This is a genomic window from Georgenia wutianyii (assembly GCF_006349365.1).
Lineage (GTDB): Bacteria > Actinomycetota > Actinomycetes > Actinomycetales > Actinomycetaceae > Oceanitalea > Oceanitalea wutianyii.
The window spans coordinates 2,053,692-2,077,097 of sequence record NZ_CP040899.1; the positions used below are offsets into that span (position 1 = coordinate 2,053,692).

The window sequence follows — 23,406 nt, forward strand, 5'->3', positions numbered from 1 at the left end:
CCCTCCTCGGCTCAGCCGGCGCGGGTGGCGCTGGCGAGCGACACGGGGTTGACGATCGAGAGCAGCTCGCTCGGCTGCGGCACGAAGCCGGTCCACTCGTCGCTGTGCGCGAAGTAGAGGTTCTGGGTGTACATGATGTTGTCGTACACCTGCTCGTGCACCATCCGGGCGGCCTCCTGGACCAGCGGCAGCTGGTCCTCGAAGTCGGGCAGCACCCGAGCCTGGGAGATGAGCTCGTTGAGCGCCGGGTCGTCCACGTGGGCGTAGTTGATGAACCCGTCGGGCATGTAGGTGAGCGACATGTTCACCCGGGGGTCCTCCATGATGGCGAAGCTGCCCGCGTAGATGTCGTAGTCGTCGTCCTGGGTCCGCGCGAGGTAGGTGTTGCGCTCCAGCCCGGTGAGCTCGATGGTGATCCCGGCCTCCGCAGCGCCGTCGCGGACGAGGTTGGCCCACTGGGAGACGATCGGGTCCTGCAAGGAGTAGAGCAGCTCGAGGGTGAGACTGCCGTCTGTCGGCTGGCCCGCCTCCTCCAGGAGCTGGCGGGAGAGGGCCGGGTCGTACTCGTACTCCTCGAGCTCCACGTACCAGTCGGACAGCACGGGCATGATCGGGCTGGAGCCGGTCGACACGGCCTGGCCGTGCAGGACCACCTCACGGATGGCCTCGTAGTCGACTGCGTGCGCGAGCGCCTGGCGGACCCGGACGTCGTCGAGCGGCGTGCGGTCCATGTTGTAGACCATGTGGGCGTACCCGAGTCCGGGCACCTCCTGCACCGTGACGCCCTCGGTGGACTGCAGCTGAGCCACCTGCGCCGGCGGAAGGGCGTTGGCGATGAGGTCGACGTCCCCGTTCTGCAGCGCGAGGATCTCGGTGTTGACGTCCGGGTAGACGCGGAAGACGATCTCGTCGGGTCCGGGGGTGCCCGACTCGGTGAGCGGATAGTCCTCCACCGCCTGCAGGACGTAGTCCTGGCCGCGCTGGACCTCGGTGAGCACGTAGGGGCCGGCACTCACCCAGTCGGAGTCGTTGGCGAACTCCGCGACGGAGGGCGCCTCGCCGAAGACGTGCTCGGGGACGATGGTGGCCCAGAAGCCCACGCCCTCGACGAACGAGGAGTCGGGCTCGGTGAGGTGGACCTCGACCCGGGTGTCGGAGACCGCCTCGGCGTGGTCGAAGTACCCGAGCTGGCCGACGAGCGTTCCCGAGGGCTGGTCCTCCTTCGTCGCGTTGAGCGTGAAGGCGACGTCCTCGGCCGTCACCGGCTCGCCGTCGCTCCACGTGACGTCGTCGCGCAGCTCCCAGTAGCCGGTCGTCTCGTCCACCCAGCCCCAGTCGACGGCGAGGGCCGGCTCCTTCGTGCCCTGCTCGTTGATGTGGAGCATTCGGGGGTACATGAGCGAGGTGACCCACGAGTCGGTGCGTGAGTTGCCGATGAGCGGGTTGAAGTTCACGACGTCGGTGGTCGTGGCGATTGTCAGTGTGCCCCCGGAGTCGGTGGTGGTCGCGCCGTCGGTGGCGGACCCGTCGCCCTCGTCCTCTGGGGCGGGCGGCGCGCAGGCGCCGAGGACGAGGGCCGCCGCGACGGCGGCGACGGCGAAGGTGGAACGTCTCATGAGACCCAGACCTCTTTCAGGACGCGGAGGGTGTTCTGGCCGACGACGAGGCGGATCTCGTCGTCGGAGTAGCCGTGCTTGACGAGCCACCCGATGATGTTGAAGAAGGCCTCGGCGGGGTTCTCCACGCCGTCGACGTACTCCACCCGCGGGTGGTCGATGTGGCTGTGGGCCTGAGCGATCGACAGGTTCGCCGCGAACGCGTCGTGCAGGCCGACGTGGTCACCGAAGAGGGTGTCGGGGCCGAAGCTCACGTGCTCGATCCCCACGAGGTCCACGCAGTACTCGAAGTGGTCCATGACGGACTCGAGACTGTGGTGGGGGTGGTCCGGGGAGAGCGTGGTGTGGGGCGCCGCCTCGATGCCGATGACCCCTCCGCGCTCGGCGCACGCCTTGATGACGTCGTCGGGCTTCATGCGGTTGGTGGGCCAGACGGCACGGGCGCCGGCGTGAGTGATGAAGACGGGCAGCCGGGAGTGCTTGATGACGTCGAGCGAGGTACGGTCGCCGCTGTGCGAGACGTCGATGGCGATGCCGAGCTTGTTCATGCGCTCGACGGCTCGCTCGCCGAAGTAGGTCAGCCCGCCGTCACCCCGCTCCTTCAGGCCGCTGCCCAGGGTGTTCGCCTCGGAGTAGGCGATGCCCATCTGGCGCACGCCGATGCCGTACAGGACGTCGAGCCGGTCAACCTCGTTCTCGATCATCGTCGACGCCTCGAGAGCGAAGATGTGCGCGATCCGCCCCGTCTCGCGGGCGTACTCGATGTCCGCCAGGGTCTCGCCCTTGATGACGAAGTCCTGGTGAGCGATGTCCGCCATACGCACGCCGAGGTCGTGGATGACGTCCTGGTACTTCCAGCCCGCGTCGGAGCTGATGCAGCACGTGCCGTCCATCCCGTTGTCGAACACGGCGGTCATACCGGAGTGGGCCAGACCGAGGTAACCGGTGGGTTCGCGGCCCTGCCGGATGTGCTCGCGCAGCTCGCCCATGTCCTCGGGGAAGACCTGCACGTGCTCGTGCAGGGAGATCACGGTCTCGTCGCTGAGAAGGCGGGTCGTGCGCTCCTTCTCGGCGTCGCTGAGCTCCAGACCCGCGTAGGGGGCGACGCGGCCCAGCTGCTTCGCGTAGCGGAACTGCCGGTAGTCGACCCCGGGCTCCAGGTAGTCGTAGGCGGTGTAGCCGGTGTAGCGGCCGGCGGGCTTCTCAAGCACGGGTGGCGCTTCCTCTCGACGTCATGACCGCACATCCTCGGCGCGGTGAGCCAGACTCTCTTCTAATCCGGCACCGAAGTCAACCATCAGTTTTGTTTCCGGCATGTATCGCTGCACGGAGTCTTCATTTCGGCGCCGTTCTGTGGCAGGCTCCGTCTCGTGGACAGATCCCCCGCCCTCCAGCCGCCCGTTCTCACCGCCCGCCGCCTGTCGGTGACGTTCGGATCGGGTTCCAGGGCCGTGCACGCCGTCCGTGAGATCGACCTCGACGTCCGGCGGGGCGAGTTCGTCGCGCTGCTCGGCGAGTCGGGCTCCGGCAAGTCGGCGACGGCCCGCGCTCTCATGGGCCTGGACGAGGGCCTCGCGACGATCACCGCCGACCGCCTCACCCTCGGGGACACCGACCTGCTCGCAGCACGCCCCGAGGAGCTGCGCCGGCTCCGCGGCGCTCGGATGAGCCTCATCCTCCAGGACGCCCTGTCCTCACTGAACCCGGTCCTCACGATCGGGGACCAGATCGGGGAGGTGCTCCGGGTCCACACCCGCTGCTCGCGCCGGCAGGCGGCCGCTCGCGCCGAGGAGCTCCTGCGGCTCGTCGGCATCCCGGACCCGATTCGCCGCCTCAAGGACTACCCCCACCAGTTCTCCGGCGGCATGCGCCAGCGCATCCTCATCGCCATGGGGATCGCCATGGACCCCGAGCTGCTCATCGCCGACGAACCCACCACCGCGCTCGACGTCACTGTCCAGGCCCAGATCCTCGAGCTCCTCGACCGGCTCCGGCGTGAGCTCGGCATGGCCGTCCTGCTCATCACCCACGACCTCGGCGTGGTGGCGGAGGTCGCGGACCACGTCGTCGTCATGTACGCCGGGCGGGTCGTGGAGAACGCCCCGGCCGACGACGTCTTCTCACGGCCGACGCACCCCTACACGATGGCCCTGCTCGAGTCCGTTCCCCAGGCGTCCCTGCGCGGCGGCCGGCTGCCGGCAATCCCGGGCTCCCCACCGAGCCCGGCCCAGACGCCGCCGGGCTGCTCGTTCAACCCCCGCTGTCCCTACGCGGTCGACCTGTGCCGCACCGAGCGCCCGCTACTGCGGACGACCGCCCCCGGAGTGCTGGCCGCGTGCCACCGCAGTGAGGAGATCCTCCATGACCGCGTCGCCTGAGACCGCGACCGTGCTGCGCGCGGAGCACCTCGTCAAGGAGTTCCGGGCCGGCTCGCGTGCCTCCGCACGCAGGGTCCACGCCGTGGCCGGGGTGGACCTCGAGCTGCGGACCGGGGAGGTCCTCGGCATCGTCGGGGAGTCCGGGTGCGGCAAGTCCACCCTCGCCCGCATGCTCGTCGGCCTCGAACGCCCCACCGGGGGACGGCTGAGCTACCACGGGCGGGACGTCACGCGTGGCCGGGCCGCGGACCGTCGGGCGCTGCGCAAGGGCGTCCAGATGATCTTCCAAGACCCGTACACCTCCCTCGACCCGCGCATGACCGTTCTCGAGATCGTCGCCGAGCCGCTCGCCGCCACGCGCACCGGCACCTTCACCGCGCGGCGCGAGCGCGTCGTCGAACTCCTGGAGATGGTGGGCCTGTCGGCGGAGATGCTCGACAGGTACCCCCACAGTTCTCCGGTGGCCAGCGGCAGCGGCTCGGGATCGCGCGGGCGCTCGCGCTCGACCCCGACGTCCTCGTCTGCGACGAGCCGGTCTCGGCACTGGACGTCTCGGTGCAGGCGCAGGTCGTCAACCTGCTGCGCAACCTCCAGTCGCGCCTCGGGGTCGCCCTCGTCTTCATCGCACACGACCTCGCCGTCGTCCACCACATCGCCGATCGGGTCGCGGTCATGTACCTCGGGCGGGTCGTCGAGACGGGGACCGTCGAGGACGTCTACCGGGCGCCGGCCCACCCCTACACGCAGGCGCTCCTGTCTGCCTCCCCAACCACCGACCGCGCGAACCGCGGGGTTCTCGGGCGCCGCCGGATCCTTGCCGGAGAGCCGCCCTCACCCATCGACCCACCGTCCGGGTGCACCTTCCGCACGCGGTGCTGGCTCGCCCACGAGCGGTGTGCGACCGAGGTTCCACTCCTGCGACGACCGGACAGCCCGGACACCCACGCGCTCGCGGCGTGCCACGTCGCCGAGGAGGCGCTAAGCGGCGCCGCGGCCCACGCACCGGGCGCCTGACCGGCCGGTCCCGCCCGCCGGTCGGACGCCCGGGTCCTCCCCCGGTCTGATGGTGCTCTCGGGTGGTCCGCCGCGAGGGCGACGCGGCGGCCACGGCGCCGGCGCCACGCTCGTCCCATGGCCCCGACCTCCCGCGCGACCCTCGCCCGCCGACTCACCGCCCTCGTCGTGGCAGCCGTGCTCACCCTCGCCGTCCTCACGCTGGTCGGCGCCGACCGGCTCGGGCTCGGTGCGGCCTCGGCCGGCGAGGTGCAGTCGCCGGCCGCCCTGGAGGCGGCGCTCGTCGGCGTGGACGCCACGTTCGCCGATCGCGTCTCCGCCGCCCACGAGGCCGCCGCGGCCGCCGGCGTCCCGTTGGCGATCACCTCCGGAGCCCGCAGCGTCGCCGAACAGCAGCGGCTCTTCGACGAGGGGGTGGCCGAGCACGGCTCGGCCGAGGCGGCCTCGCGCTGGGTGCTCCCCCCGGACAGGTCGGCCCACGTCCTCGGCAAGGCGGTCGACGTCGGCCCCGCCGAGGGGTGGCGGTGGCTCGGCGAGCACGGCGCGGAGCAGGGGCTGTGCCAGGTCTACGAGAACGAGCCGTGGCACTTCGAGCCCCTCGTCGAACCGGGCGGCACCTGCCCGGGGCTCGAGCCCGACGCGTCGCACACGGTCGGCGGGTAGCGCGGAGCCGGCCGCTCAGGACGGTGACCACGTGGCCGGGGCGCGGGGTCCTTGGTCCCCGGGGCCCGCGCACCGGGCGAGTACGTTCGGGAGGACCAGAGCGGTCCAGTCAGCACGAGAAGGAGCCGACATGCGCAGTGTCGTCGTCACCGGTCCCGGAAAGGTCGAGATGCTGGAGGTCGACACCCCGACCATCGGCCCCAAGGACGTGCTGGTCAGGATGCGCGCGAGCGGCATCTGCGGCTCGGACGCGATGTACATCGCGGTCGGCGGGATCCCGCCGCACCAGGGCGCCACACGCCTCGGTCACGAGCCGGCCGGTGAGATCTGCGAGGTCGGTGACGAGGTGACCGGTCTCGCCGTCGGGGACCACGTCGTGTTCGACACGATGGCGTTCACCGACGGGCTGCTCGGCAGCGGCGGTGCCCAGGGCGGTCTCTCGGAGTACGTCGTCGTCCACGACGCCCAGCCGGGCCGCCAGGTCCGGGTCATCCCGAGTGACGTCCCGTGGGAGGTCGCCGCGCTCAACGAGCCGATGGCCGTGGCCCGTCACGCCGTCAACCGGCTCGAGCTGGCACCCGGCGCCAAGGTCGTCGTCTTCGGCGCCGGCCCGATCGGGCTCGGCGCGGTGCTGTCCGCCAAGGCCCTCGGGGCCGAGCACGTCGTCGTCGTCGACATCCAGCCCAACCGGCTCGAGACCGCCCTGAAGGTCGGCGCGGACGCCGTCGTCAACTCCGCCGAGGAGGACGTCAAGGCCCGCCTCATCGAGCTGCACGGGACCGCGGGGCCCAGCTTCCTGCGGGACGCCCGGCCCGACACGGACGGCTACGTCGACGCCGCCGGCGTGCCCAGCGTCATCGAGACGATCCTCGGGATGGTCAAGCACCGGGCCGTGGTCTCCGTCCCGGCGGTGCACAAGGAGCCGGTGCCGGTGGACCTCGGGCGGATCCTCATGACCGAGGTCGACATCCGCCTCGCCATGGGCTACCCGACCGAGATCTTCGAGGTCACCGACGACATCATCGCGAACGTCGACAAGTACCGGCAGATCGTCAGCGACGTCGTCCCCTACGACCGGGCGCTCGAGGGCATCACGCTCGCCGCCACGCCGGGTGCCGCCGACAAGGTCGTCATCGTCATGGAGTGACCGGGCGACGGCTCCCGTCCGGACACGTCCTCGGCGCCGGCGTCCTCGGACGCCGGCGTCCTCGGACGCCGACGCCACCAGCCGTCGAGGTGAGCGAGAATCGCCCGGTGACCGCGACACCGACACCCACGCCCCGCGTCCGCGCCTCCGAGCTCGTCGGGCGCGGCTGGCTCAACACCGGTGGCCGCTCGCTCACCCTGCAGGACCTGCGCGGCAAGATCGTGCTCCTCGACTTCTGGACGCCTAGCATCGAGGCATGACCTCGTCTACGCGTCGCCGCTCCACTCCGGCATCGTCGCCGGAGACCTCGGCCGCCCTCTATCTCCGCCGTTCGTCGCGCAAGGATCTCGGCGCGAACCGCTCTCTGCGCGAACAGGAGACCGAGTGCCGTGCGCTGGCCGCGCGCCTCGGTCTCGACGTAGTCGAGGTCTATGAAGAGCAAGAAGGCACTGGCGCATCGATGCGGTCACGCAAGCGCCGTCCCAAGTGGGAGCAGGCCCTCGCTGACCTCGACGCTGGTGACCGCTTCCGCACGGTCATCGTGTGGGCGCTGGACCGTGCCGACCGGCGTGGCGCTGACGTGCTCGCCGGGCTCCTAACAAGGCACGCCGCGACCGGGCGGCGCATCCTCGGCGTGGACGGCACCGATACGAGCGACGAACGTCAACGCCTCGCCACGATCATCCGGGGCGAGATCGCCCGCGAGGAGGCCGAGAACATCGCCAAGCGTGTTACCCGGACCAAGCGCACGCGGCGCGCTGATGGCCGGTGGCTCGGCGGACGCCCGCCCTTCGGGCTCCGTGTAGTCGAGGGGCGCGTCGAGCCCGATCCCGACACCGCTCCTGTCGCCCGCCGAATCGCCGACGAAGTCCTCAGCGGACGCTCCCTGTGGAGCATCGCCGCCGACCTCAACGCCGAGGAGATCCCCAGCCCGTCCGGTGTCGTCAAGGGCTGGCGTGTAAACAGCCTGTCACAGATCCTCCGCGCCCCCGCCTTCGCCGGTCTCCAGTCCGTCCGTGAGCGCAAGCCGTCCGGAGGCTGGCCAGCTATCGCTGACGTCTATCTCGACGAGGAAACCCGTCGGCCCGTCTCGGTCGGCGTCGGTGTCATCACACCCGCCGAACGGTCACGCATTTTGGCAGCGTTGGAGAGCCGCACCCGCGAGGACGCGCGCGACGTCCGCCGGGGCAAGCGAGAGGTCCGATCACTTCTGGGTGACGTCCTCAGGTGTGCCTCCTGCGGTGGTCGAACGTCGGTGTCCGGTAGCGGGGCTCGCAAGTCCTACCGCTGCGCGGCTCTGGCAACTGGCCGGGAGTGCGCCGCACCTTTCACCGCGCCGCGTGACGCCCTCGAAAGTTACGTCGGTGAGCGCTTCCTGACGACGCTCTCGACCTTGGAGCCCTCCGACGATCTTCTCGTCGAGGTCGCCGCCCGGTGGGTGGCTCGCGTCGAGCCCGGAGCGCTCGCCGACCGCCAGGAGGCCGAAGACGCTGTGGCTGCCCTCGACGCCGACCTCGCGCGCGCTCGTCGCCTGGCCGTCTCAGGCGTGCTGACCGAGGAGGAGGCCGCTGAGGAGATGAGCCGCCTCCGCCGTCTCCGCGTCGAGGCAGTCGACCGCCTCGCGGCGCTGCCCACACCTGCGATCGATGTCTCGCCCCTCCTCGACCTCGTACAGTCCCGCGAGGCATGGGAAGGCCTGCCCGTCGACGAGCGCCGCTCACTCCTCCCGCTGGCCATCCACGAGATCCGCGTCCTGCGTGCTTCTGGGCGCGGCGTCCGCTTCCGTCCGGATGAGCGCGTGGAGATCATCTGGCACGCCTGACAACACGCATCCAACGCCAAGGCCCCTGGAGTGATCCGGGGGCCTTTCGTCTGCCCGCAACCAGGATCGCGCGAGCAGATACGCGCTGACTGGCCCTCTCCTCTCTCAACGTCGGCCAAGGCGACCTACCGGCGCCGCCAGACCGAGGAGCTCGCCCGGCTACGTGCCCTCGTCGGCGAAGTCCGCCAACTCCGCCATCTCACGAAGGACTCATCAACCATGACGTACCCCCTCACGCTTCCCGATCCCTGCCCGCTCTGCTCCGGCCCGGTGACCTACTCCGGCCGGGGTCGCCGCCCCGTCTACTGCTCCCCGGCGTGCAAACGGAAAGCCGAGACCGAGATCCGCCGCCAGGAGCGCGCCCGCGCCTTTGGCGTTCGCGAGTGCCCGGTCTGTGGGCTGCCGGTGACGTACTCCGGCAAGGGACGCCGACCGACGTTCTGCGGGCCGGTCTGCTCCAACACAACGATGGCCGACGAGTACCGTGCCCGCCGGTACTACGCCGAGATCCGCAAGGCCAACCGGCACATCTTCCGCTACGTCCCTCCGGGGCGGCGCGTCGTCGAGGACCCGATCACGCTGAGCGGCTCGATCATTCCGCCGGAACAGGCCCGGATGGAGGCCCGGTCCGCCGCCCTGTCTGACGTGGACGGCGACGACGGCGGGAGTGGGCCGGTACTCAAGGGCCGCATCCCCGGCACCGTCCCGGCCCGTTGGGCGGAGCGGCAGACGACGTCGGACGACGAGGCCGCCACGTGGCTCAAGGAGAACGATCCGCACTACCGGGTGGGGCTCATCTCCGAGATCAGTGATCCCGACGAACGTGCCGCCGAGAGGCTCGCTGAGGAGCTCGACAATGAGGACCACGCCGCCTGACGTTACGCCGCAACTTCCCCGGCGAGTAGTACGAGGGCGGGAATGCTGCCTCCGGCCGGCGCCATGCGTGAGCGCGCGGGAGGCGTCGAGGCAGATCTCACCAGACGCCAGTCCCTCCTGGTGGCGTCCTGGCTGTCCCTCCCGTCGAGTCTCCTCGGCGCGGAGGGGCGGCCCAACAGCTTCCCGCACCTGTTGCGGACCTCGAACGGGACGGGGCCAGGCCCCTCTCATCAGCGCGACGACGTCTCCGGCTGGTCACCGGGACCGAGCCCGACGGGAGGGGCTCTCGGCATACCTGTCTCCCGCCCCTGCCGATGACCACGGCCACTCACAGTTCCGACCGGCATGACCACGCCGGTCTCCGTCCCCAACACAGAAGGCTCCAACTCATGTACCCCACGACAGAGACGACACCGAGGAAGGACACCGAGGACAAGCCCGACCGCTGGGACGCCCTGCGGCTCGCCGACTTCATCGAGGACCACTACACCCTCGGCGTTACCGATGAAGGAGCGACCGTCGCCATCCCGAACGGCCCGCACGATGCCCGCATCGCCGTGCCCATCCGGTCCCTGGCCGGGTCGCTGCGAAAGATGCTCCGTGACAAGGAGCGCGTTGCCGTCTCACGCGAGACCATGACCAACGCTCTGGACATCGCCGAGGCTGCGGCGCACGACCACGCCCCGACGTCCCTGGCGCTGCGCGTCGCACGCAAGCCCGCCGCCATCGAGGTCGACCTCGGTGACACCGAGGGACGCTACGTCGAGATCAGCGCTCACGGCTACGAAGTCCGCAACCCTCGAGACGAGGGCGAAATGTCGACCGACTCGCGGGCGGCGTGGAAGCGGTCCCGCGCCACGCAGGCACTCCCCGTCCCGGTGGCTGGCGGCTCCCGCGACGACCTGCGGAACCTCCTCGGGCTCGCCGAGGACGATCCGCGGTGGCGGCTGCTATGGGGCTGGGCCGTGGGCTCGTTCTTCGCCGACATCCCCCGCCCGATCCTGTGGGCGCTCGGGCCGCAAGGCTCCGGAAAGTCCACCCGCGCGAAGATGATGCTCAACCTCGTCGACCCCGCCGAGGAGTTGGGCAAGGAGCCCGGCAAGAACGAGCGCGACGATACGGCAAGCGCCGCCGCGAGATTCGTTCCTTCGTGGGACAACATTGGCAACGTCTCCGCCGCGACGTCCGACTGGATCTGCCGCCTCGTGACCGGCGTTGAGGTCTCGCGGCGGGCGCTCTACACGGACGGCGACCTCCACGTCTCCACGATCAAGCGCACCGGCGTGGCGACGAGCATCGTCCTGCCGTTCGGTCTCGGGCCGGACGCCCTGGAGCGCCTCGTCCTCGTCGAGTTCGAGCGTGTCAACGAGGACGACCGCCGCCCCGAGTCGGCGCTATGGGGCGAGTACCGCAAGCTCCGCCCCGGCATCCTCGGCGCGCTGTACGCCGACGTAGCCGGAGCGCTTGCGCACCTGTCAGCCGTCCGCGCCGAGGTCCGTGGCCTGCCGCGCATGGCCGACTATGCCCTCGTTCTGCACGCCCTGGACCGGCATCACGGTCTGGACGCCGACGCCGGTCACGCCGACGCCTACATGAGGCACTTGGGCGCGACTATGTCAGAGCGGGCGCAATCTGACCCGCTCACGGCGGCGCTCATCGATCTCGTCAAGCGACGGGCGGGCCGCTGGAAGGGGACCGCCGAAGCCCTGCACAACGCCATCGACAACGCGCGGCCCAGCGACCCGCGCGCGGGATGGCCGACCTCGGCGCTGTCCCTGTCCTCGGCCCTGACGAAGAACGCTGAGACCCTACGAGCTGCTGGCCTATCCGTCACGCGGGGGAAGTCCAACGGCGAACGGTTCATCCTTCTGGAGCGGCTTGCGGTCGCGTCCGACGTAGAGCCGGCTTCCGAACAGGATCTGGTGACTACGACACCGCCAGCGCCGAAGCACGAGCCGGCCTTCCTCATCCCGCCGACGGGCGTCGCGGACCTCGACGATGTCCTCTGACGTCATCCGGGCGCGCGCCCACAGGGACGGTCGCGCCCCCGACTGACCGTCGTCAGGGACGCTCGCCGACCGACTGACCCTGGGACCGACCCTGCGGAAGTCGCAGGAAGTCGGGTAAACGTCCGAAACAGGGACGACAGGGACGCTCTCGCGGGAGGGCCTCGCATCTGTTCTGTTCTGAAAGAAGAGAACAGGAGGGGAGCACAAGTCGCGCGCACAAGGTCGCCGCGCGACCGTCCCTGCCGTCCCTGCCGTCCCTGCGCCACCATCCTCGGCGCTCTCGCCGCGCCGCTGATCAAACATCAAGAACCCGAAGGATCACCATGACCACCGACCTACTGGACGCCGTCGCCGACGACGAGGCACTCACAGCACGCGCCTTCGACGAGATCACTTCGCTTGGCCTGACGACCGCCGCGCTCATCCGCGTCAGGTCCGGCACAGACGGCCTGCGCCGCTTCATCGACGGATCACCGGAAGACCTCGCCGCCGTTCCGGTGGCGATGCGCGCGCCGCTCGCTCGCGGGGAGTGGCTGGCACTCTCAGCCCGCGCCCGCTACGCCCTGGTAGCGGCCCACCTGGCGCGCGAGTACGCCAAGGACCCCGCCCACCTGATCCCGGCTCATCGAGACGGCGTGACCGAGCCTGGCACGACTCAGAGGACGTCGGCATGACGAACCTCGCTCCTCACCCACTACACCAGCCCGAAGGAGACACCATGACCAAGCCCACCCCCGGCGACCTCACCAAGCGACAGCAGGATGCCGCTACGGCACCCGAGACGGCAGAGGCGTCCGCCGCCACCCAGGTCCCGGCCGCGCCGGAGAGGGCCACCGAGGAGCCCGAGCCGCGCTCGGAAGAGGCCAAGCGCTACCGGCTCCGGCTCCGCGAGGCCGAGGCTGAGCGGGACGCCCTGCGCGAGCGGCTGGAGACCATGCAGCGGGCCGAGGTCGAGCGGACGGCCAACCTGGAGCACCCCGAAGCTGTCTGGATCGGCGCGGAATTCGACGCCTTCCTCGACGGGGACGGCAACATCGACGCCGAGAGGATCGCCGCCCACGTCGCCACCCTCGGCGAGAAGTACGGGATCCAGCAGCGAAAGCCCAAGATTCCGCGCATCGGCTTCATTCTCGACCAGTCCGGCCGTCCTGACACGTACGACCGACCCGCGTCCGGCAACGTCTTCGACCGCATGGCCGAATCCCTCTCCTTCGGCGTCTGAGCGGCCTTGCGTCGTCCTCCCTGCCGGTCGGGGAGGGCGGCGCTGGACTTCTCGGTCCTCGACGGCGGATCGAGCCCCCGTGGGGCTCCCCGGCGTCACCGTCTACGGCCCGTGGCCGTACCCGTCTGAGCCTGTGGCTCGCGGCTTCCTTCACCGCTTCTTCATCGAAGGGAGCCCACTGTGGCTACTCACACCACTCTCACCTCCGCTCCGTCCTGGCGTCCGGACGTCGTCGTCTACCCGTCCGAGGAGGTCATCCCCAGCGCCCTCGCCCTCGTCGCTGGCAACGTCGTTGCCAACATCGAGGGTGACGCGCCCACGGTACGCATCCCGCGCGTGACCTCGACCGCCGAGCCGGGATTCGTGCCCGAGGGGACGCTCATCCCCGACAGCGGAGCTGCGCTCGACGAGGTCACCGTCGGCACGCGGAAGATCGCCGTCCTCGGCCGCTTCTCCCGCGAGCAGGCGGGCCAGGCCAACACCCTGCGCCTAGCGCTGGCGAGCCTGACCGCCTCGGTTGTGCGGTCCGCCGACGAGGCGTTCCTCAACCACGCCGACGAGACTGACACGACCCTGACCGGCATCCTCGCTGGCAAGGACCTGCCCGCGCCGCTCGCCTATGACGGGCTCGGCTCGCTGATTGACGCCGCCGCAAGCGTCGAGGACGACGGCGGACGGGCGAGCGTCATCCTCGCCAACCCCCGCTCCTGGGCCACCGTCGCCAAGGATCTCGACCTCGGACACGAGTCCGTTGAGCGACGCGTCCTGGGCCTGCCCGTCGTGACGAACTCCGCCGTCCCGGCGGGGACCCTCGCCGTCGTCGACCGTGACGCCGTTCCGGTCGCCACCGGACAGGTCGAGGTCGCCCGCTCCGAGGAGGCCCTGTTCACCCACGACAGCGTCCTCGTCAGGGTCCTGTTCCGCCTCGGGTGGACCGTCGCCGACCCGGCGCGCGTGCAGCGCGTGACTGTCGCCTAACTGGCAGGAGGAGAGGGGAGCAGCTTCGTTCGCTAACGCGGCGGCTTCCCTCTCCACCACTGGCCCGCGCCCGGCCTACCCGTGGGGGGCATCCCCCTCCCTCTCCATCCCTCGGCAGGAACAGCATTGCTGAAATATCCCCCCGTGAGCGCCTAACCGGTCCAGTGTTATGGACGACGACACGTCGTTTGCGATCAAAGACGGCCCTCCTCGGCGTCTATCGACTCAAGCACCAGCTGCATGTCAGTATCGCCCGCTGAGCCACTGCGGCGCGCCTTGTTCAAGGAAACCCATTCTGGCTCGTACACCCAGCTCGCCTTCCGCAACTCATCTGACTTGCGCGGCTTCCAGAACTCGACGGGAATCTTCTGCATACGCTTGTCAACCAGCGCAGGAATATCCACCATAAACACAATTGTGTCCACCCGCCTCATCGATCCCGTGTTCGGGCGCGTGACCATAATGCGATGGACGAAGCGCAAGTCCTCGAGTTCGACAATCTCTCGGCCCCACTCGGAATCGATATCACTCCGTTTGACCAGGAAGAAATAGGTGTCACGGTCGCGAGCGAATGCCACAAGATCCGCGAAGCGCAACTCTAGACCCGGCGCATCCCGGCCAGCATCGTTCCGAAGATCAGTCTGCTTCCTCTCAAGCATTCGCCCAGCAGCAGCCTGAACGCTCTCGGCGCCGATTCGAAATCCGCCAGATTGAGCCTTACTAGAGGCAGACCCTCCAGACTGAGCATTTTCCCACTCTGCATCTGCTGATGCAATCAGGAGGTCAAAGTAGTCTCTCGCAACAGCGCCACCCGCTACCAACACCGCCCGCTCGCGCGCGGTGGAAGTGAGGACGTCACGCACTTTGAGTCCATGCGGCTGCAGGACACCGTCAGCAACATCTTCCAAGAAGGCCTTCGCGGTCAAAAACTCGGAAAGTCCAACGTCCAGCGAAACGTGCTGGAGATCGTTTGGCGGCTGCATTCCTAGCGGCGGGTCACCCTCCACATACGAGCGGGTCCGAGAATGCACGCTTCCGATCTTTAGCCATACCTTGCTACGCTTCGTAATGCCGTGCAGGTGATCCAGGACCATGGGCTGAGTCTCTTTGGCGATGAAGTAGAAGTCGTCCAACACGACCAACAGAGCGCCCTTTTGTCTCGCTGCGGTCGCCTTCTCCAGCGCATTGGCCAGCGCTGGGGCAAGGTCGCGCAAGTAGCTCTCTTTCCTTCGCCTTGTCGTCGATGTACGCGAGACAGTCGAGTTGGTCGACAGGGCGCGCCCGACACCCCCACTGAGCGAAAGGTAACGCCGAGCAACATTCCCAGTCAGGCGAACCACAAGCTCGCTATTTGATTTCGACGCCGTCTCGGTACTTTCGACCACCTCAGCGGGAGAATCGCGGAGTGCACGAAGGACCTTCTGCAACTGGCCGATACGCCGGCGAACTCGCACGTGCTTTACTGCCAGCGCTCCAGGTTTCACTTCCCTTAGGATCTCGAGGACCAATTCGATGAGCACGTCAGGGTAGGAACGGTCCTTGTGCGTCTCGACGTCGACAAAGATGACCCAGTCCCCTCGCTCCTGCGCCCTCCGCTGAAGAACAGCGAGGGTCGTGGACTTGCCGACCCCACGCCGCCCGGTGACGAGGTGATTGACAGGGGCCCCGAGAGTTGCGACAATTCCAGGCTTTAGCTCAACGAACCGATCACTAAGGATACTGTCGGCTTCCGTCGTAGTCCTAGACGCCGCAGATAGGGCGCCCTTGAAGGCCTCAAGATTATTCCTGGTCAACACAATGAGCTCCAAACCGCTTCCGCTAGCTGACTATCTGCTTACGACCACACCGTCTTAAGATTCTCTGCATGCAAGACTTGCCTCCTAACCCACGATTGCTACGCCCCATTTCTTAGCACTTGCCGAAAAGGTCACGGTTACCGACCGACGCGAGCGGGACTAGTGCAGTATTCACTGAGTCCGTCTGCGCGAGCTCTACGCCAGCTCTGTCGCCCGTACGCTGGGCATGCTTCGCCGCTAGCCCGCCTAGGCGATGGACGCCCAGACACTACCCGCCATGAGTGCCTCCCGTGACCCGTGCCGACCATGGCCCCGTTGATCAAACTCCGGACACCAGAGGCAGCCCTTCTACGTCTACCACCTGTAGGCGGTCCGAGGTGGCACTTTGACGTCTCCGGGATGCTCATATCCGGGGGACAATGGAGCCATGACAACCCGACCACAAAAGTCCCGAATCCGAGCGTCAGAGCTGCACGGACGCAGCTGGCTCAACACTGGCGGTAAGTCGTACAGCATCAGCGACTTTCGGGGTCGTGTCTTGTTGCTCGACTTCTGGACCTTCTGCTGCATCAACTGCCTGCACGTCATCGACGAGCTGCGCGAGCTCGAGGAGCGGTACCACGACGTCCTCGTGACCGTCGGCGTCCACTCCCCCAAGTTCGTCCACGAGGCCGACCCGGACGCGCTCGCCGCCGCCGTCGAGCGCTACGACGTCGCCCACCCCGTTCTCGACGACCCCGAGCTCACGACGTGGAAGGCCTACACCGCCCGCGCGTGGCCCACGCTCGTCCTCATCGACCCCGAGGGCTACATCGTCGGGCACATGGCCGGCGAGGGGCACACCCCGAACCTCGCCGCCGCCATCGACCAGCTCGTCGCCGAGCACGAGGCCAAGGGCACCCTCCACCGCGGCTCCGGTCCCTACGTGCCGCCCGAGCCCACGGCGGGCCTGCTCAGGTTCCCCGCCAAGGCGCTCGCCCTGCCGGGCGGCAACCTCCTCGTCGCCGACGCCGGGCACCACCGCCTCGTCGAGCTCGCCCCCGACGGCGAGACCCTCGTGCGCACCATCGGCTCCGGCTCCCGCGGGCGCGCCGACGGCGGCCCCGACGACGCCGAGCTCAACGAGCCCAACGGGCTGTGCCTGCTCCCAAGCGACGTCGCCGACCAGGTGGACTACGACGTCGTCGTCGCCGACACGGTCAACCACCTGCTGCGCGGCGTGCGGCTGGCCGACGGGCACGTGACCACCCTCGCCGGGACCGGTGAGCAGTTCATGGTCGGCGCCCCGGACAACGTCGCGCCGGGTGACGAGCCCGCCACCGAGGACTACGGCCCGGCCCGCCGGGTCCGGCTGTCCTCCCCGTGGGACGTCACGTGGTCGGCGCAGGCCGGCGCGGTCGTCGTCGCCATGGCCGGGCACCACACGCTGTGGACCTTCGACCCCCTCGCCGGCTACGTCGCGCGGCTCGGCGGGACGATGAACGAGGGTCTGGTCGACGGCGCGCTGCGCCAGGCGTGGTTCGCCCAGCCGTCCGGGCTCGCCGTGGCCGACGACGGCCGGCTCTGGCTCGCCGACTCCGAGACCTCGGCCCTGCGCGCCGTCGACGTGGCCGCCGGTGAGGTGCGCACCGCCGTCGGGCAAGGGCTGTTCGACTTCGGGCACCGCGACGGACCGGCCGACCAGGCGCTGCTCCAGCACCCGCTCGGCGTCGCCGCGCTGCCCGGCGGCCAGGTCGCCGTCGCCGACACCTACAACGGGGCCGTGCGCCTCTACGACCCGGCCACCGAGGAGATGAGCACCCTCGCCACCGGGCTCGCCGAGCCGTCCGGCCTCCTCGTCGACGGCGCGCACCTCCTTGTCGTCGAGTCCGCGGCCCACCGCCTCACCCGCATCCCGCTGCCCGACGGCACGGTCGCCCGCCACGACGGCGCCGCCCACCGCACGCAGCGTCCCGTCACCGAGGTGGCCCCGGACTTCACCCTCCGGGTCGTCTTCACCCCGCCCGCCGGCAAGAAGCTCGACGACCGCTTCGGTCCCTCGACCCAGCTGTCGGTCGCCGCCGAGACGCTCGTGGACGGCGGCGGAACGGGCACCGACCTCGAGCGGCAGGTCTCCCTCGCCCCGACCGCGGACGCGGGTGGGCACACCGTGCTCTCCGTGACGGCCAAGGCCGCCTCCTGCGACGCGGACCCGGCCGTGGAGTTCCCCGCGTGCCACCTCGCCTCCCAGGACTGGGGCATCCCGGTGCGGGTGGTCGAGGGCGGGCCCGCCGAGCTCGTGCTCAACCTCCACGGCTGAGCCGGGTCCCTGTCAGTCGCTCCGGGACCTGCCGGAGTGGCTGCTGGATCGCGCGCGCACGGCCAGGCATGCTCACCGGGAGGAGGACACAGTGCACGTTCAGGCCCGCCGGCCGGCCCGCATCATCGCGGTGACCGCAGCCGTGGTCATCGCCCTCGCCGGGTGCGGCACCGCCGTCGAGACGACGGGTGCCGCCACGCCGGCAGTCACCCATTCCTCGACGCCGACCCCGGCCCCGACGCCGACGACGCCGGCGGAGGTCGAGCCGACGCCTGACGCCACACCGGCGCCCGCCGGGTCCGCCCTGGCGACGGTCGACCTCCTCGAGGTCAAGGGCCGCGCGCCGAGGACCGGGTACGACCGCGACGCCTTCGCCTACCGCGAGTTCGACCTGGACCGGAACGGGTGCGACGTCCGCAACGACATCCTGCGGCGGGACCTGCGCGACATCACCGTCAGGCCGGGCACCAACGGGTGCGTGGTGGAGACCGGCGTCCTCGACGATCCCTACTCCGGGCGCACGATCGACTTCGTCCGGGGCAGCGACACCTCGGGTGAGGTCCAGATCGACCACGTCGTCGCCCTGTCCGACGCGTGGCAGAAGGGCGCGCAGTCCTGGGACTCCGCCACGATGCAGCGCTTCGGCAACGACCCGCTCAACCTCCTCGCCGTCGACGGTCCCCTCAACGGGGCCAAGGGCGACGGCGACACCGCCACCTGGCTGCCGCCCAACACCTCCTACCGGTGCGCCTACGTCGCCCGGCAGGTCGCCGTGAAGCACGCCTACTCCCTGTGGGTCACCCAGGCGGAGAAGGACGCCATGGTCCGGGTGCTGTCCGACTGCCCGGGCGAGCCGCTCCCCGAGGCGGAGCCCGCCCCGCTCATGCCCGAGCTCGAGGGGAGCGCGCCCGCCCAGCCCGCGCCTCCCGCCCCGGCACCGCAGGCGCCCGCCGGCGGTGGCACCGACCCGCAGTACCCGACGTGCAAGGCCGCCAAGGCGGCCGGCTTCGGGCCCTACGTGCGCGGCGTCGACCCCGAGTACGACTGGTACCGCGACGGCGACGGGGACGGCACCGTCTGCGAGTGACGCCCGGGTCAGTCCGGCAGGCGCCGCCGCCCGCGCCGGACCGGACGGGTGTGGATCTGCTGGTTCTTGCCCTCCTTGAGGACCCGGTGGATCAGGTGGGCGTACAGCTCGGGGTTCACCCCGGCCTCCTCTGCTCGACGCTCGGCCGCGTACGCGGCACTGCGCCACTGTCCGCCCGCGCCGGAACGTTGTCACACCATTTTCACCGCGGTGCCCGAGAGCGCGTCGAGGTCTCGCACGGCGTAGCGGTGGTGCTCCCACTCCTCCTCGAGGATCGTGTGCAGGCACGACAGGACCGTCTCCGGGTACTCCGGCGCGTGCGGGTTCGCCCGCGGCGCCGCGAGGTCCTCGGCCGTCACTGATGCGAGGAAGTCGCGCACCATCGCCTGGCGCGAGGCCCGCGCGTCCAGCACCTCGGCGAACGACGGGTCCGTGGCGGAGAAGTCCGCGGCGGTGAAGGCGGCCGACTCCTCGCCGTCGGTGTTGGACAGTCCGACCGGGTGGTAGGGCCTCTCCTGCCCGAGGACCGCCCGGCCCAGCCACGTGTCGGTGGCCATGACGAGGTGACGCAACGTCTGGGCGAAGGACCACTCACCGTCGACGGACTCGTCCACGGTGCCCGGGGGCATGCGGGTCGCGCGGTCAACCGTGGCAGACCACGTGCGCTCCACGGCGGCCCACGCCTCACGCAGGGTCTGCGGCGTCGAGGCCCTGCGTAGCGAGCGCCCCGGGAAGCGACGGTCGAGCTCGGCATCGACGAGGGGGACGACGTCGACCCCGTTGACGAGGAAGGTGCCCTCCTCGAGCAGCCACGGGGAGTCGACCTCCATGCCGGCCACGTCGCTCCCCCGCACGACGACATCGCCGAGGTCGCACACGACGAACCGTGAGCCCCGCAGGCTCCGGTTGCGAAACGTCCTGCCCTGCAGGCTCTCCGCGTCCATGCGGTCAGGGTGGCACGGCGCCCTGCCCCTGGCTCCGGTTTCGCCTGCCCTCTCGCCGCCGGCGGCTGCCGGATCCTGCCACGAAGTGGCCGGCGCGTGGCCTGTGGCAAGCCTGGTGCCTTGACTCCCGGCGCGGCGACACACGGTGAGCCCGAGATGGTGGCAGGCTTCGCGTCCGCGCGGTCCGGCGGCCCTGCCCGGCAGACGTTGAGCCCTTCGGCGCGCTGCACCGGCGAGCCGTGCCCGTCTGCACCCCGGGGCCTGAGGAATCTGCCACAAAGTACCCGGCGCGAGGCGCGGGACAAGGGGTCCGCCTTGACGCGCGGCGCGGCGACACGCGGCGGGGCGGACTTGGTGGCAGGTTCGGCGCGGCGGCGCGGGCGAGGCGGCAGGGCTAGGCGGCGCGGGTGAGGCGGCGGCGCGGCGAAGGGCCGGGAGCCGGGCGCCCGCGCGGGGCACCCGACTCCCGGCCCGGAGCAGCCCTTACGGGACGATGACCGCGCGGCCGCGCAGCGTGCCGTCGTGCAGCTTCTCGTAGGCCTTGGGGGCGTCGTCGAGGGAGAAGACCTCGGTCTCGACGTGGACGGCGCCGGTGCGGGCGAGGTCGAGCACCTCGAACAGCTCGGAGCGGTAGCCCCAGTAGGGCGCGCGCACCTGGGACTCGAAGGGCCGGTCGAGGAAGCCGACCGGCAGGCTGCCCGTGCCGACGCCGACCATCACCTGGTCACCGCCCACGGCCACCATCTTCGCGCCGAGGTCCATCGTCGGCTGCATGCCGACGAAGTCGAAGACGGCGGTGGCGCCGCGGCCACCGGTGAGCGCCCGCACCTTCTCCACGGCGCTCTCGTCGGAGAGGAACGCGTGGTGTGCGCCGACGTCGGTCGCGAGCTCGAGCTTGTGCTCCGAGAGGTCGAGCGCGACGACGGTCGCGGGGCTGATCGCGCGGAGGATCTGGATCCCCACGTGCCCGAGGCCGCCCGCGCCGATGACGACGGCGACCGAGCCCGGCACGAGCTTGGCCACGGAGCCCTTGATCGCGTGGTACGGCGTGAGGCCTGCGTCGGTGAGCGAGACGTTCTGCACCGGGTCGAGGTCCCCGAGGGGCACGAGGTGGCGCGGGTCGTCGACGATCATGTACTCGGCCATCGCCCCGGGCGCACCGAGCCCGGGAGGTGCGATGCCGAGCTCGCCGGCCCGCTCGCAGTAGTTCTCGTGGCCCTGCGCGCAGGCGTAGCAGTGGCCGCAGCCCCACGGTCCGTACACCGCCACGGAGGTGCCGACCTCGAGCCCGGTCACCCCGTCGCCGAGCTTGTCGACGACGCCGGCGCCCTCGTGCCCCAGGGTGAGCGGCAGCCCGTAGATGTACTGCTCCTCGGGCAGGCTCATGATGAACGAGTCGGAGTGGCACACGCCCGCGGCGGTGACCTTGAGGCGCACCTGGCCCGGACCGGGTTCCGGGGTCTCGACCTCGACGACCTCGGGGGCGGCGCCGATCGTTCGGTACTGCAGTGCCTTCATCAGATCCTCCTTCGTGGGGGCGGCTCGGTGTTCCGTCCCTCCCCCACAGCATGTCATCGACGTCACATGCCGTCCCGGAGGTGGGGTCAGGCGTGCCCGCCCCCGAGGTGCTGCTCGACGCGCTGGACCTTGGCGCTGAGCTGGCCCTCGTAGCCGGGGCGCAGGTCGGCCTTGAGGACGAGGCTGACGCGCGGGCTGTGGGCGGCGACGGCGTCGCACGCGGCCTTGACCACCGGCATGACCTCGTCCCACTCGCCCTCGATGGTCGTGAACATGGCCGTGGTCTCGTTCGGCAGACCGGACTCGCGCACGACGCGGACGGCAGCGGCCACAGCCTCGGAGACCGAGCCGTCGGCGGAGTCGGTGACGGTGGGTGCGACGGAGAAGGCGAAGAGCATGGCCCTCATCGTAGGCGCGCGGTTCCGGCGACGACGCGAGGTCCGCCCCGCTGCACGCGCCGTCGCCGGTCCGCCGGGTCAGTCGACCCGCCCGGCGTTGAACTCCTCGATCCCGAGCAGCGGGCGGATCTCGCGCTCGACGTCGCCGCGCACGACGTATCTCTTCACCCGGTCGTTGCGCAGCTCGTTGCCCAGCGCGGCCATGATCATGCCCTGGTCCAGGGAGAGGTAGCGCTGGGCGACCGTGCCGCTGCGGACGGCGACGGCGTCGTAGAAGCCGCCGGGGCCGTAGGCGTCGAAGTCACGCCGCAGGTTGGCGAGGTTGTCCAGCGCCTCCCGCCTCGCGTAGGGCAGGGCGAGGAACGAGGCGTGCGGCGTCACGACGCCGTCGCCGTACTCGGCGGGCTCGGCGGGCTCCCGGAAGCACGCCGGGTCGTCCCACCCCGGGTCGACGGTGGTGCGCTCCTGGTCGGAGCTGTACCCGTTCGGCTCCATCCCGATCGGGTCCACCCCGTACTCGCGGTAGCCGCCCGCCGGGTTGCTCGACGGCGAGAAGCCCCAGTAGCCGTAGCCGGCCTCCTCCAGCCCGTGCTCGATGTGGGCCTGGACCGTGAGCGGGTGGTTGACGCCCCAGCTCTGCGGGCCCCAGTCCGCCTCGGGGATGAACAGGTCGACCATGAGCGCCTCGAACATCGACCCGCCCCACGTCGGGACGAGCTGCATGTCCCGGTACCGGTAGGCGCCCTGGAAGACCTCGACGCCGAGGTGCTCCTCCCACTCCCCGACCGGCCGCTGCTCGGGCCAGCTCCAGTCGCAGGTGTCCGGGAACGTCCGGAACATCGAGAAGTAGTGCTCGGGCGGGATCTGGCCCCAGGCGATGCCGAGGTAGCTGGCGATCCGCGGCTCGGTGTTGAGCGTGCCGTAGTGGTGCCCGGTGAACCACACGTCCGGGCCGCGGTCACGGTAGTTGTCCAGGACGGCGGCGGGGTCGGCGGGCGGCTCGTCCCAGAAGCCGCCGCGGAGCTGGCGGACGGCGGGGTCGTAGTAGAACCCGAAGTCCATCGTCGAGCGGATCTCCGCCGCCTGGCCGCGCAGGCGTGGCTCGGCGCGCTCGACGATGAGCAGCGCGGTGGCCAGCCACCCGTTGTCGACGCTGGAGAGGAACGGGTAGACCCGGGCCCCGTCCGTCGGCCAGGTGTAGAGCTTCTCCCCGGTCGCCTCGTCGTACCAGTTGTAGAACATGCCCGAGTGCTCGTGCCGTTCGAGCGTCGCGACCGTCGCGAGTGTCCGGCCCATCCGCTCGTGCGCCTCCCGGCGCGTGATGATCCCGAGGTCGCGGGCGGCGACGGTGCTCCACAGGTAGGCGCCGATGTTCGTCGGTGAGGTGTAGCCGCTGCGGCTGTCGGGGTCGAGGTCGCCCTCGATGTTGTCGGCCGGGAGGCCGGTACCGGGGTCGACCATGGCCTCGAAGGACGCCCAGGTGTCCTGGGCGTAGGTCATCATCGTGTCCCTGTCCCGACCGGGGTTGCGGTCCGGTCCGGGTCCGGCGTTCGCGACGCCGGCCGTGGCGACGAGCCCGGCGACGGCGACCGCCGCCGTCGCGAGCGCACGCCGACTGCGTGTCCTGTCCCTCATCGTG

The 23,406-nt window shown here is 70.3% G+C and carries 19 protein-coding genes and 1 pseudogene; 13 read left to right on the forward strand and 7 right to left on the reverse strand.

Features of this window, described 5'->3' with window-relative positions; genetic code table 11:
* Window positions 1-11: 11 nt before the first annotated feature.
* A complete protein-coding gene (locus FE251_RS09180) occupies window positions 12-1,616 on the reverse strand; it encodes an ABC transporter substrate-binding protein (RefSeq protein WP_139071132.1) in 1,605 nt (534 codons plus the stop codon).
* A complete protein-coding gene (locus tag FE251_RS09185; RefSeq protein ID WP_139071133.1) occupies window positions 1,613-2,827 on the reverse strand; it encodes a dipeptidase in 1,215 nt (404 codons plus the stop codon). Before FE251_RS09185 ends, FE251_RS09180 begins: the two co-directional genes overlap by 4 nt.
* Window positions 2,828-2,986: 159 nt before the next feature.
* On the opposite strand from FE251_RS09185, the gene FE251_RS09190 reads away from it, so the two are divergent.
* The 11 genes and pseudogenes from FE251_RS09190 to FE251_RS09235 all read left to right on the forward strand — a co-directional run bounded on the left by FE251_RS09190 (window position 2,987) and on the right by FE251_RS09235 (window position 13,725).
* Window positions 2,987-3,994 carry an ABC transporter ATP-binding protein gene (locus tag FE251_RS09190; protein ID WP_139071134.1) on the forward strand — a complete coding sequence of 336 codons (1,008 nt, stop codon included), beginning with the start codon at window positions 2,987-2,989 and terminating at the stop codon, window positions 3,992-3,994.
* Window positions 3,978-5,008 (forward strand): annotated as a pseudogene (locus tag FE251_RS16100) (ABC transporter ATP-binding protein). The gene FE251_RS09190 and the pseudogene FE251_RS16100 overlap by 17 nt, the downstream one beginning before the upstream one ends.
* A 117-nt stretch (window positions 5,009-5,125) precedes the next feature.
* Entirely contained in the window at window positions 5,126-5,671 is a 546-nt protein-coding gene (locus FE251_RS09200) for a D-alanyl-D-alanine carboxypeptidase family protein (protein WP_139948557.1), read from the forward strand.
* A 130-nt stretch (window positions 5,672-5,801) separates the two neighbouring features.
* Complete coding sequence (locus FE251_RS09205; RefSeq protein WP_139948558.1) at window positions 5,802-6,818, forward strand: zinc-dependent alcohol dehydrogenase; 1,017 nt, start codon at window positions 5,802-5,804, stop codon at window positions 6,816-6,818.
* A 107-nt stretch (window positions 6,819-6,925) separates the two neighbouring features.
* Window positions 6,926-7,078, forward strand: a complete 153-nt coding sequence (locus tag FE251_RS15515) for a hypothetical protein (protein WP_168202593.1) — start codon at window positions 6,926-6,928, stop codon at window positions 7,076-7,078.
* Complete coding sequence (locus FE251_RS09210; protein ID WP_139948559.1) at window positions 7,075-8,640, forward strand: recombinase family protein; 1,566 nt, start codon at window positions 7,075-7,077, stop codon at window positions 8,638-8,640. The genes FE251_RS15515 and FE251_RS09210 overlap by 4 nt, the downstream gene beginning before the upstream one ends.
* Window positions 8,641-8,859: 219 nt before the next feature.
* On the forward strand, window positions 8,860-9,516 hold the full coding sequence (locus FE251_RS09215; protein ID WP_139948560.1) for a hypothetical protein: 657 nt from the start codon (window positions 8,860-8,862) through the stop codon (window positions 9,514-9,516).
* Between the two features lie 389 nt (window positions 9,517-9,905).
* Window positions 9,906-11,525, forward strand: coding sequence for a hypothetical protein (locus FE251_RS09220; RefSeq protein WP_139948561.1), 1,620 nt, complete (start codon window positions 9,906-9,908; stop codon window positions 11,523-11,525).
* 323 nt (window positions 11,526-11,848) lie between these two features.
* Entirely contained in the window at window positions 11,849-12,199 is a 351-nt protein-coding gene (locus FE251_RS09225) for a hypothetical protein (protein ID WP_139948562.1), read from the forward strand.
* A 44-nt stretch (window positions 12,200-12,243) separates the two neighbouring features.
* Window positions 12,244-12,747 (forward strand): hypothetical protein, encoded by a 504-nt coding sequence (locus FE251_RS09230; RefSeq protein ID WP_139948563.1) that lies wholly within the window; start codon window positions 12,244-12,246, stop codon window positions 12,745-12,747.
* A 180-nt stretch (window positions 12,748-12,927) separates the two neighbouring features.
* Complete coding sequence (locus FE251_RS09235; RefSeq protein ID WP_139948564.1) at window positions 12,928-13,725, forward strand: phage major capsid protein; 798 nt, start codon at window positions 12,928-12,930, stop codon at window positions 13,723-13,725.
* A 194-nt stretch (window positions 13,726-13,919) separates the two neighbouring features.
* Here the strand turns inward: FE251_RS09235 and FE251_RS09240 are convergent, their stop codons facing one another.
* The gene (locus tag FE251_RS09240; RefSeq protein WP_139948565.1) at window positions 13,920-15,245 is read right to left on the reverse strand and encodes a hypothetical protein; all 1,326 of its coding nucleotides are present in this window, start codon (window positions 15,243-15,245) and stop codon (window positions 13,920-13,922) included.
* Between the two features lie 703 nt (window positions 15,246-15,948).
* On the opposite strand from FE251_RS09240, the gene FE251_RS09245 reads away from it, so the two are divergent.
* Together FE251_RS09245 and FE251_RS09250 are read left to right on the forward strand one after the other, a co-directional pair.
* The gene (locus FE251_RS09245) at window positions 15,949-17,820 is read left to right on the forward strand and encodes an NHL domain-containing thioredoxin family protein (RefSeq protein WP_139948566.1); all 1,872 of its coding nucleotides are present in this window, start codon (window positions 15,949-15,951) and stop codon (window positions 17,818-17,820) included.
* Between the two features lie 91 nt (window positions 17,821-17,911).
* Complete coding sequence (locus FE251_RS09250) at window positions 17,912-18,907, forward strand: GmrSD restriction endonuclease domain-containing protein (RefSeq protein ID WP_139948567.1); 996 nt, start codon at window positions 17,912-17,914, stop codon at window positions 18,905-18,907.
* 191 nt (window positions 18,908-19,098) lie between these two features.
* On the opposite strand, the gene FE251_RS09255 is transcribed toward FE251_RS09250, so the two are convergent.
* From FE251_RS09255 to FE251_RS09270, 4 genes are all read right to left on the reverse strand, one after another.
* Complete coding sequence (locus FE251_RS09255) at window positions 19,099-19,851, reverse strand: DinB family protein (RefSeq protein ID WP_139071138.1); 753 nt, start codon at window positions 19,849-19,851, stop codon at window positions 19,099-19,101.
* A 483-nt stretch (window positions 19,852-20,334) separates the two neighbouring features.
* Window positions 20,335-21,369, reverse strand: coding sequence for an NAD(P)-dependent alcohol dehydrogenase (locus FE251_RS09260; protein WP_139948568.1), 1,035 nt, complete (start codon window positions 21,367-21,369; stop codon window positions 20,335-20,337).
* 86 nt (window positions 21,370-21,455) lie between these two features.
* Complete coding sequence (locus FE251_RS09265) at window positions 21,456-21,767, reverse strand: MTH1187 family thiamine-binding protein (RefSeq protein WP_139071140.1); 312 nt, start codon at window positions 21,765-21,767, stop codon at window positions 21,456-21,458.
* A gap of 78 nt (window positions 21,768-21,845) precedes the next feature.
* Window positions 21,846-23,402, reverse strand: a complete 1,557-nt coding sequence (locus FE251_RS09270; RefSeq protein ID WP_139948569.1) for a glucoamylase family protein — start codon at window positions 23,400-23,402, stop codon at window positions 21,846-21,848.
* Between the last annotated feature and the right edge of the window lie 4 nt (window positions 23,403-23,406).

Bases quoted from the DNA above. Each gene is read 5' to 3' on its own strand.
- FE251_RS09180 (WP_139071132.1), bottom strand. From the start codon at position 1,616: ATGAGACGTTCCACCTTCGCCGTCGCCGCCGTCGCGGCGGCCCTCGTC.
- FE251_RS09200 (WP_139948557.1), top strand. From the start codon at position 5,126: ATGGCCCCGACCTCCCGCGCGACCCTCGCCCGCCGACTCACCGCCCTC.
- FE251_RS09205 (WP_139948558.1), top strand. From the start codon at position 5,802: ATGCGCAGTGTCGTCGTCACCGGTCCCGGAAAGGTCGAGATGCTGGAG.
- FE251_RS09210 (WP_139948559.1), top strand. From the start codon at position 7,075: ATGACCTCGTCTACGCGTCGCCGCTCCACTCCGGCATCGTCGCCGGAG.
- FE251_RS09215 (WP_139948560.1), top strand. From the start codon at position 8,860: ATGACGTACCCCCTCACGCTTCCCGATCCCTGCCCGCTCTGCTCCGGC.
- FE251_RS09220 (WP_139948561.1), top strand. From the start codon at position 9,906: ATGTACCCCACGACAGAGACGACACCGAGGAAGGACACCGAGGACAAG.
- FE251_RS09225 (WP_139948562.1), top strand. From the start codon at position 11,849: ATGACCACCGACCTACTGGACGCCGTCGCCGACGACGAGGCACTCACA.
- FE251_RS09230 (WP_139948563.1), top strand. From the start codon at position 12,244: ATGACCAAGCCCACCCCCGGCGACCTCACCAAGCGACAGCAGGATGCC.
- FE251_RS09245 (WP_139948566.1), top strand. From the start codon at position 15,949: ATGACAACCCGACCACAAAAGTCCCGAATCCGAGCGTCAGAGCTGCAC.
- FE251_RS09255 (WP_139071138.1), bottom strand. From the start codon at position 19,851: ATGGACGCGGAGAGCCTGCAGGGCAGGACGTTTCGCAACCGGAGCCTG.
- FE251_RS09260 (WP_139948568.1), bottom strand. From the start codon at position 21,369: ATGAAGGCACTGCAGTACCGAACGATCGGCGCCGCCCCCGAGGTCGTC.
- FE251_RS09265 (WP_139071140.1), bottom strand. From the start codon at position 21,767: ATGCTCTTCGCCTTCTCCGTCGCACCCACCGTCACCGACTCCGCCGAC.
- FE251_RS09270 (WP_139948569.1), bottom strand. From the start codon at position 23,402: ATGAGGGACAGGACACGCAGTCGGCGTGCGCTCGCGACGGCGGCGGTC.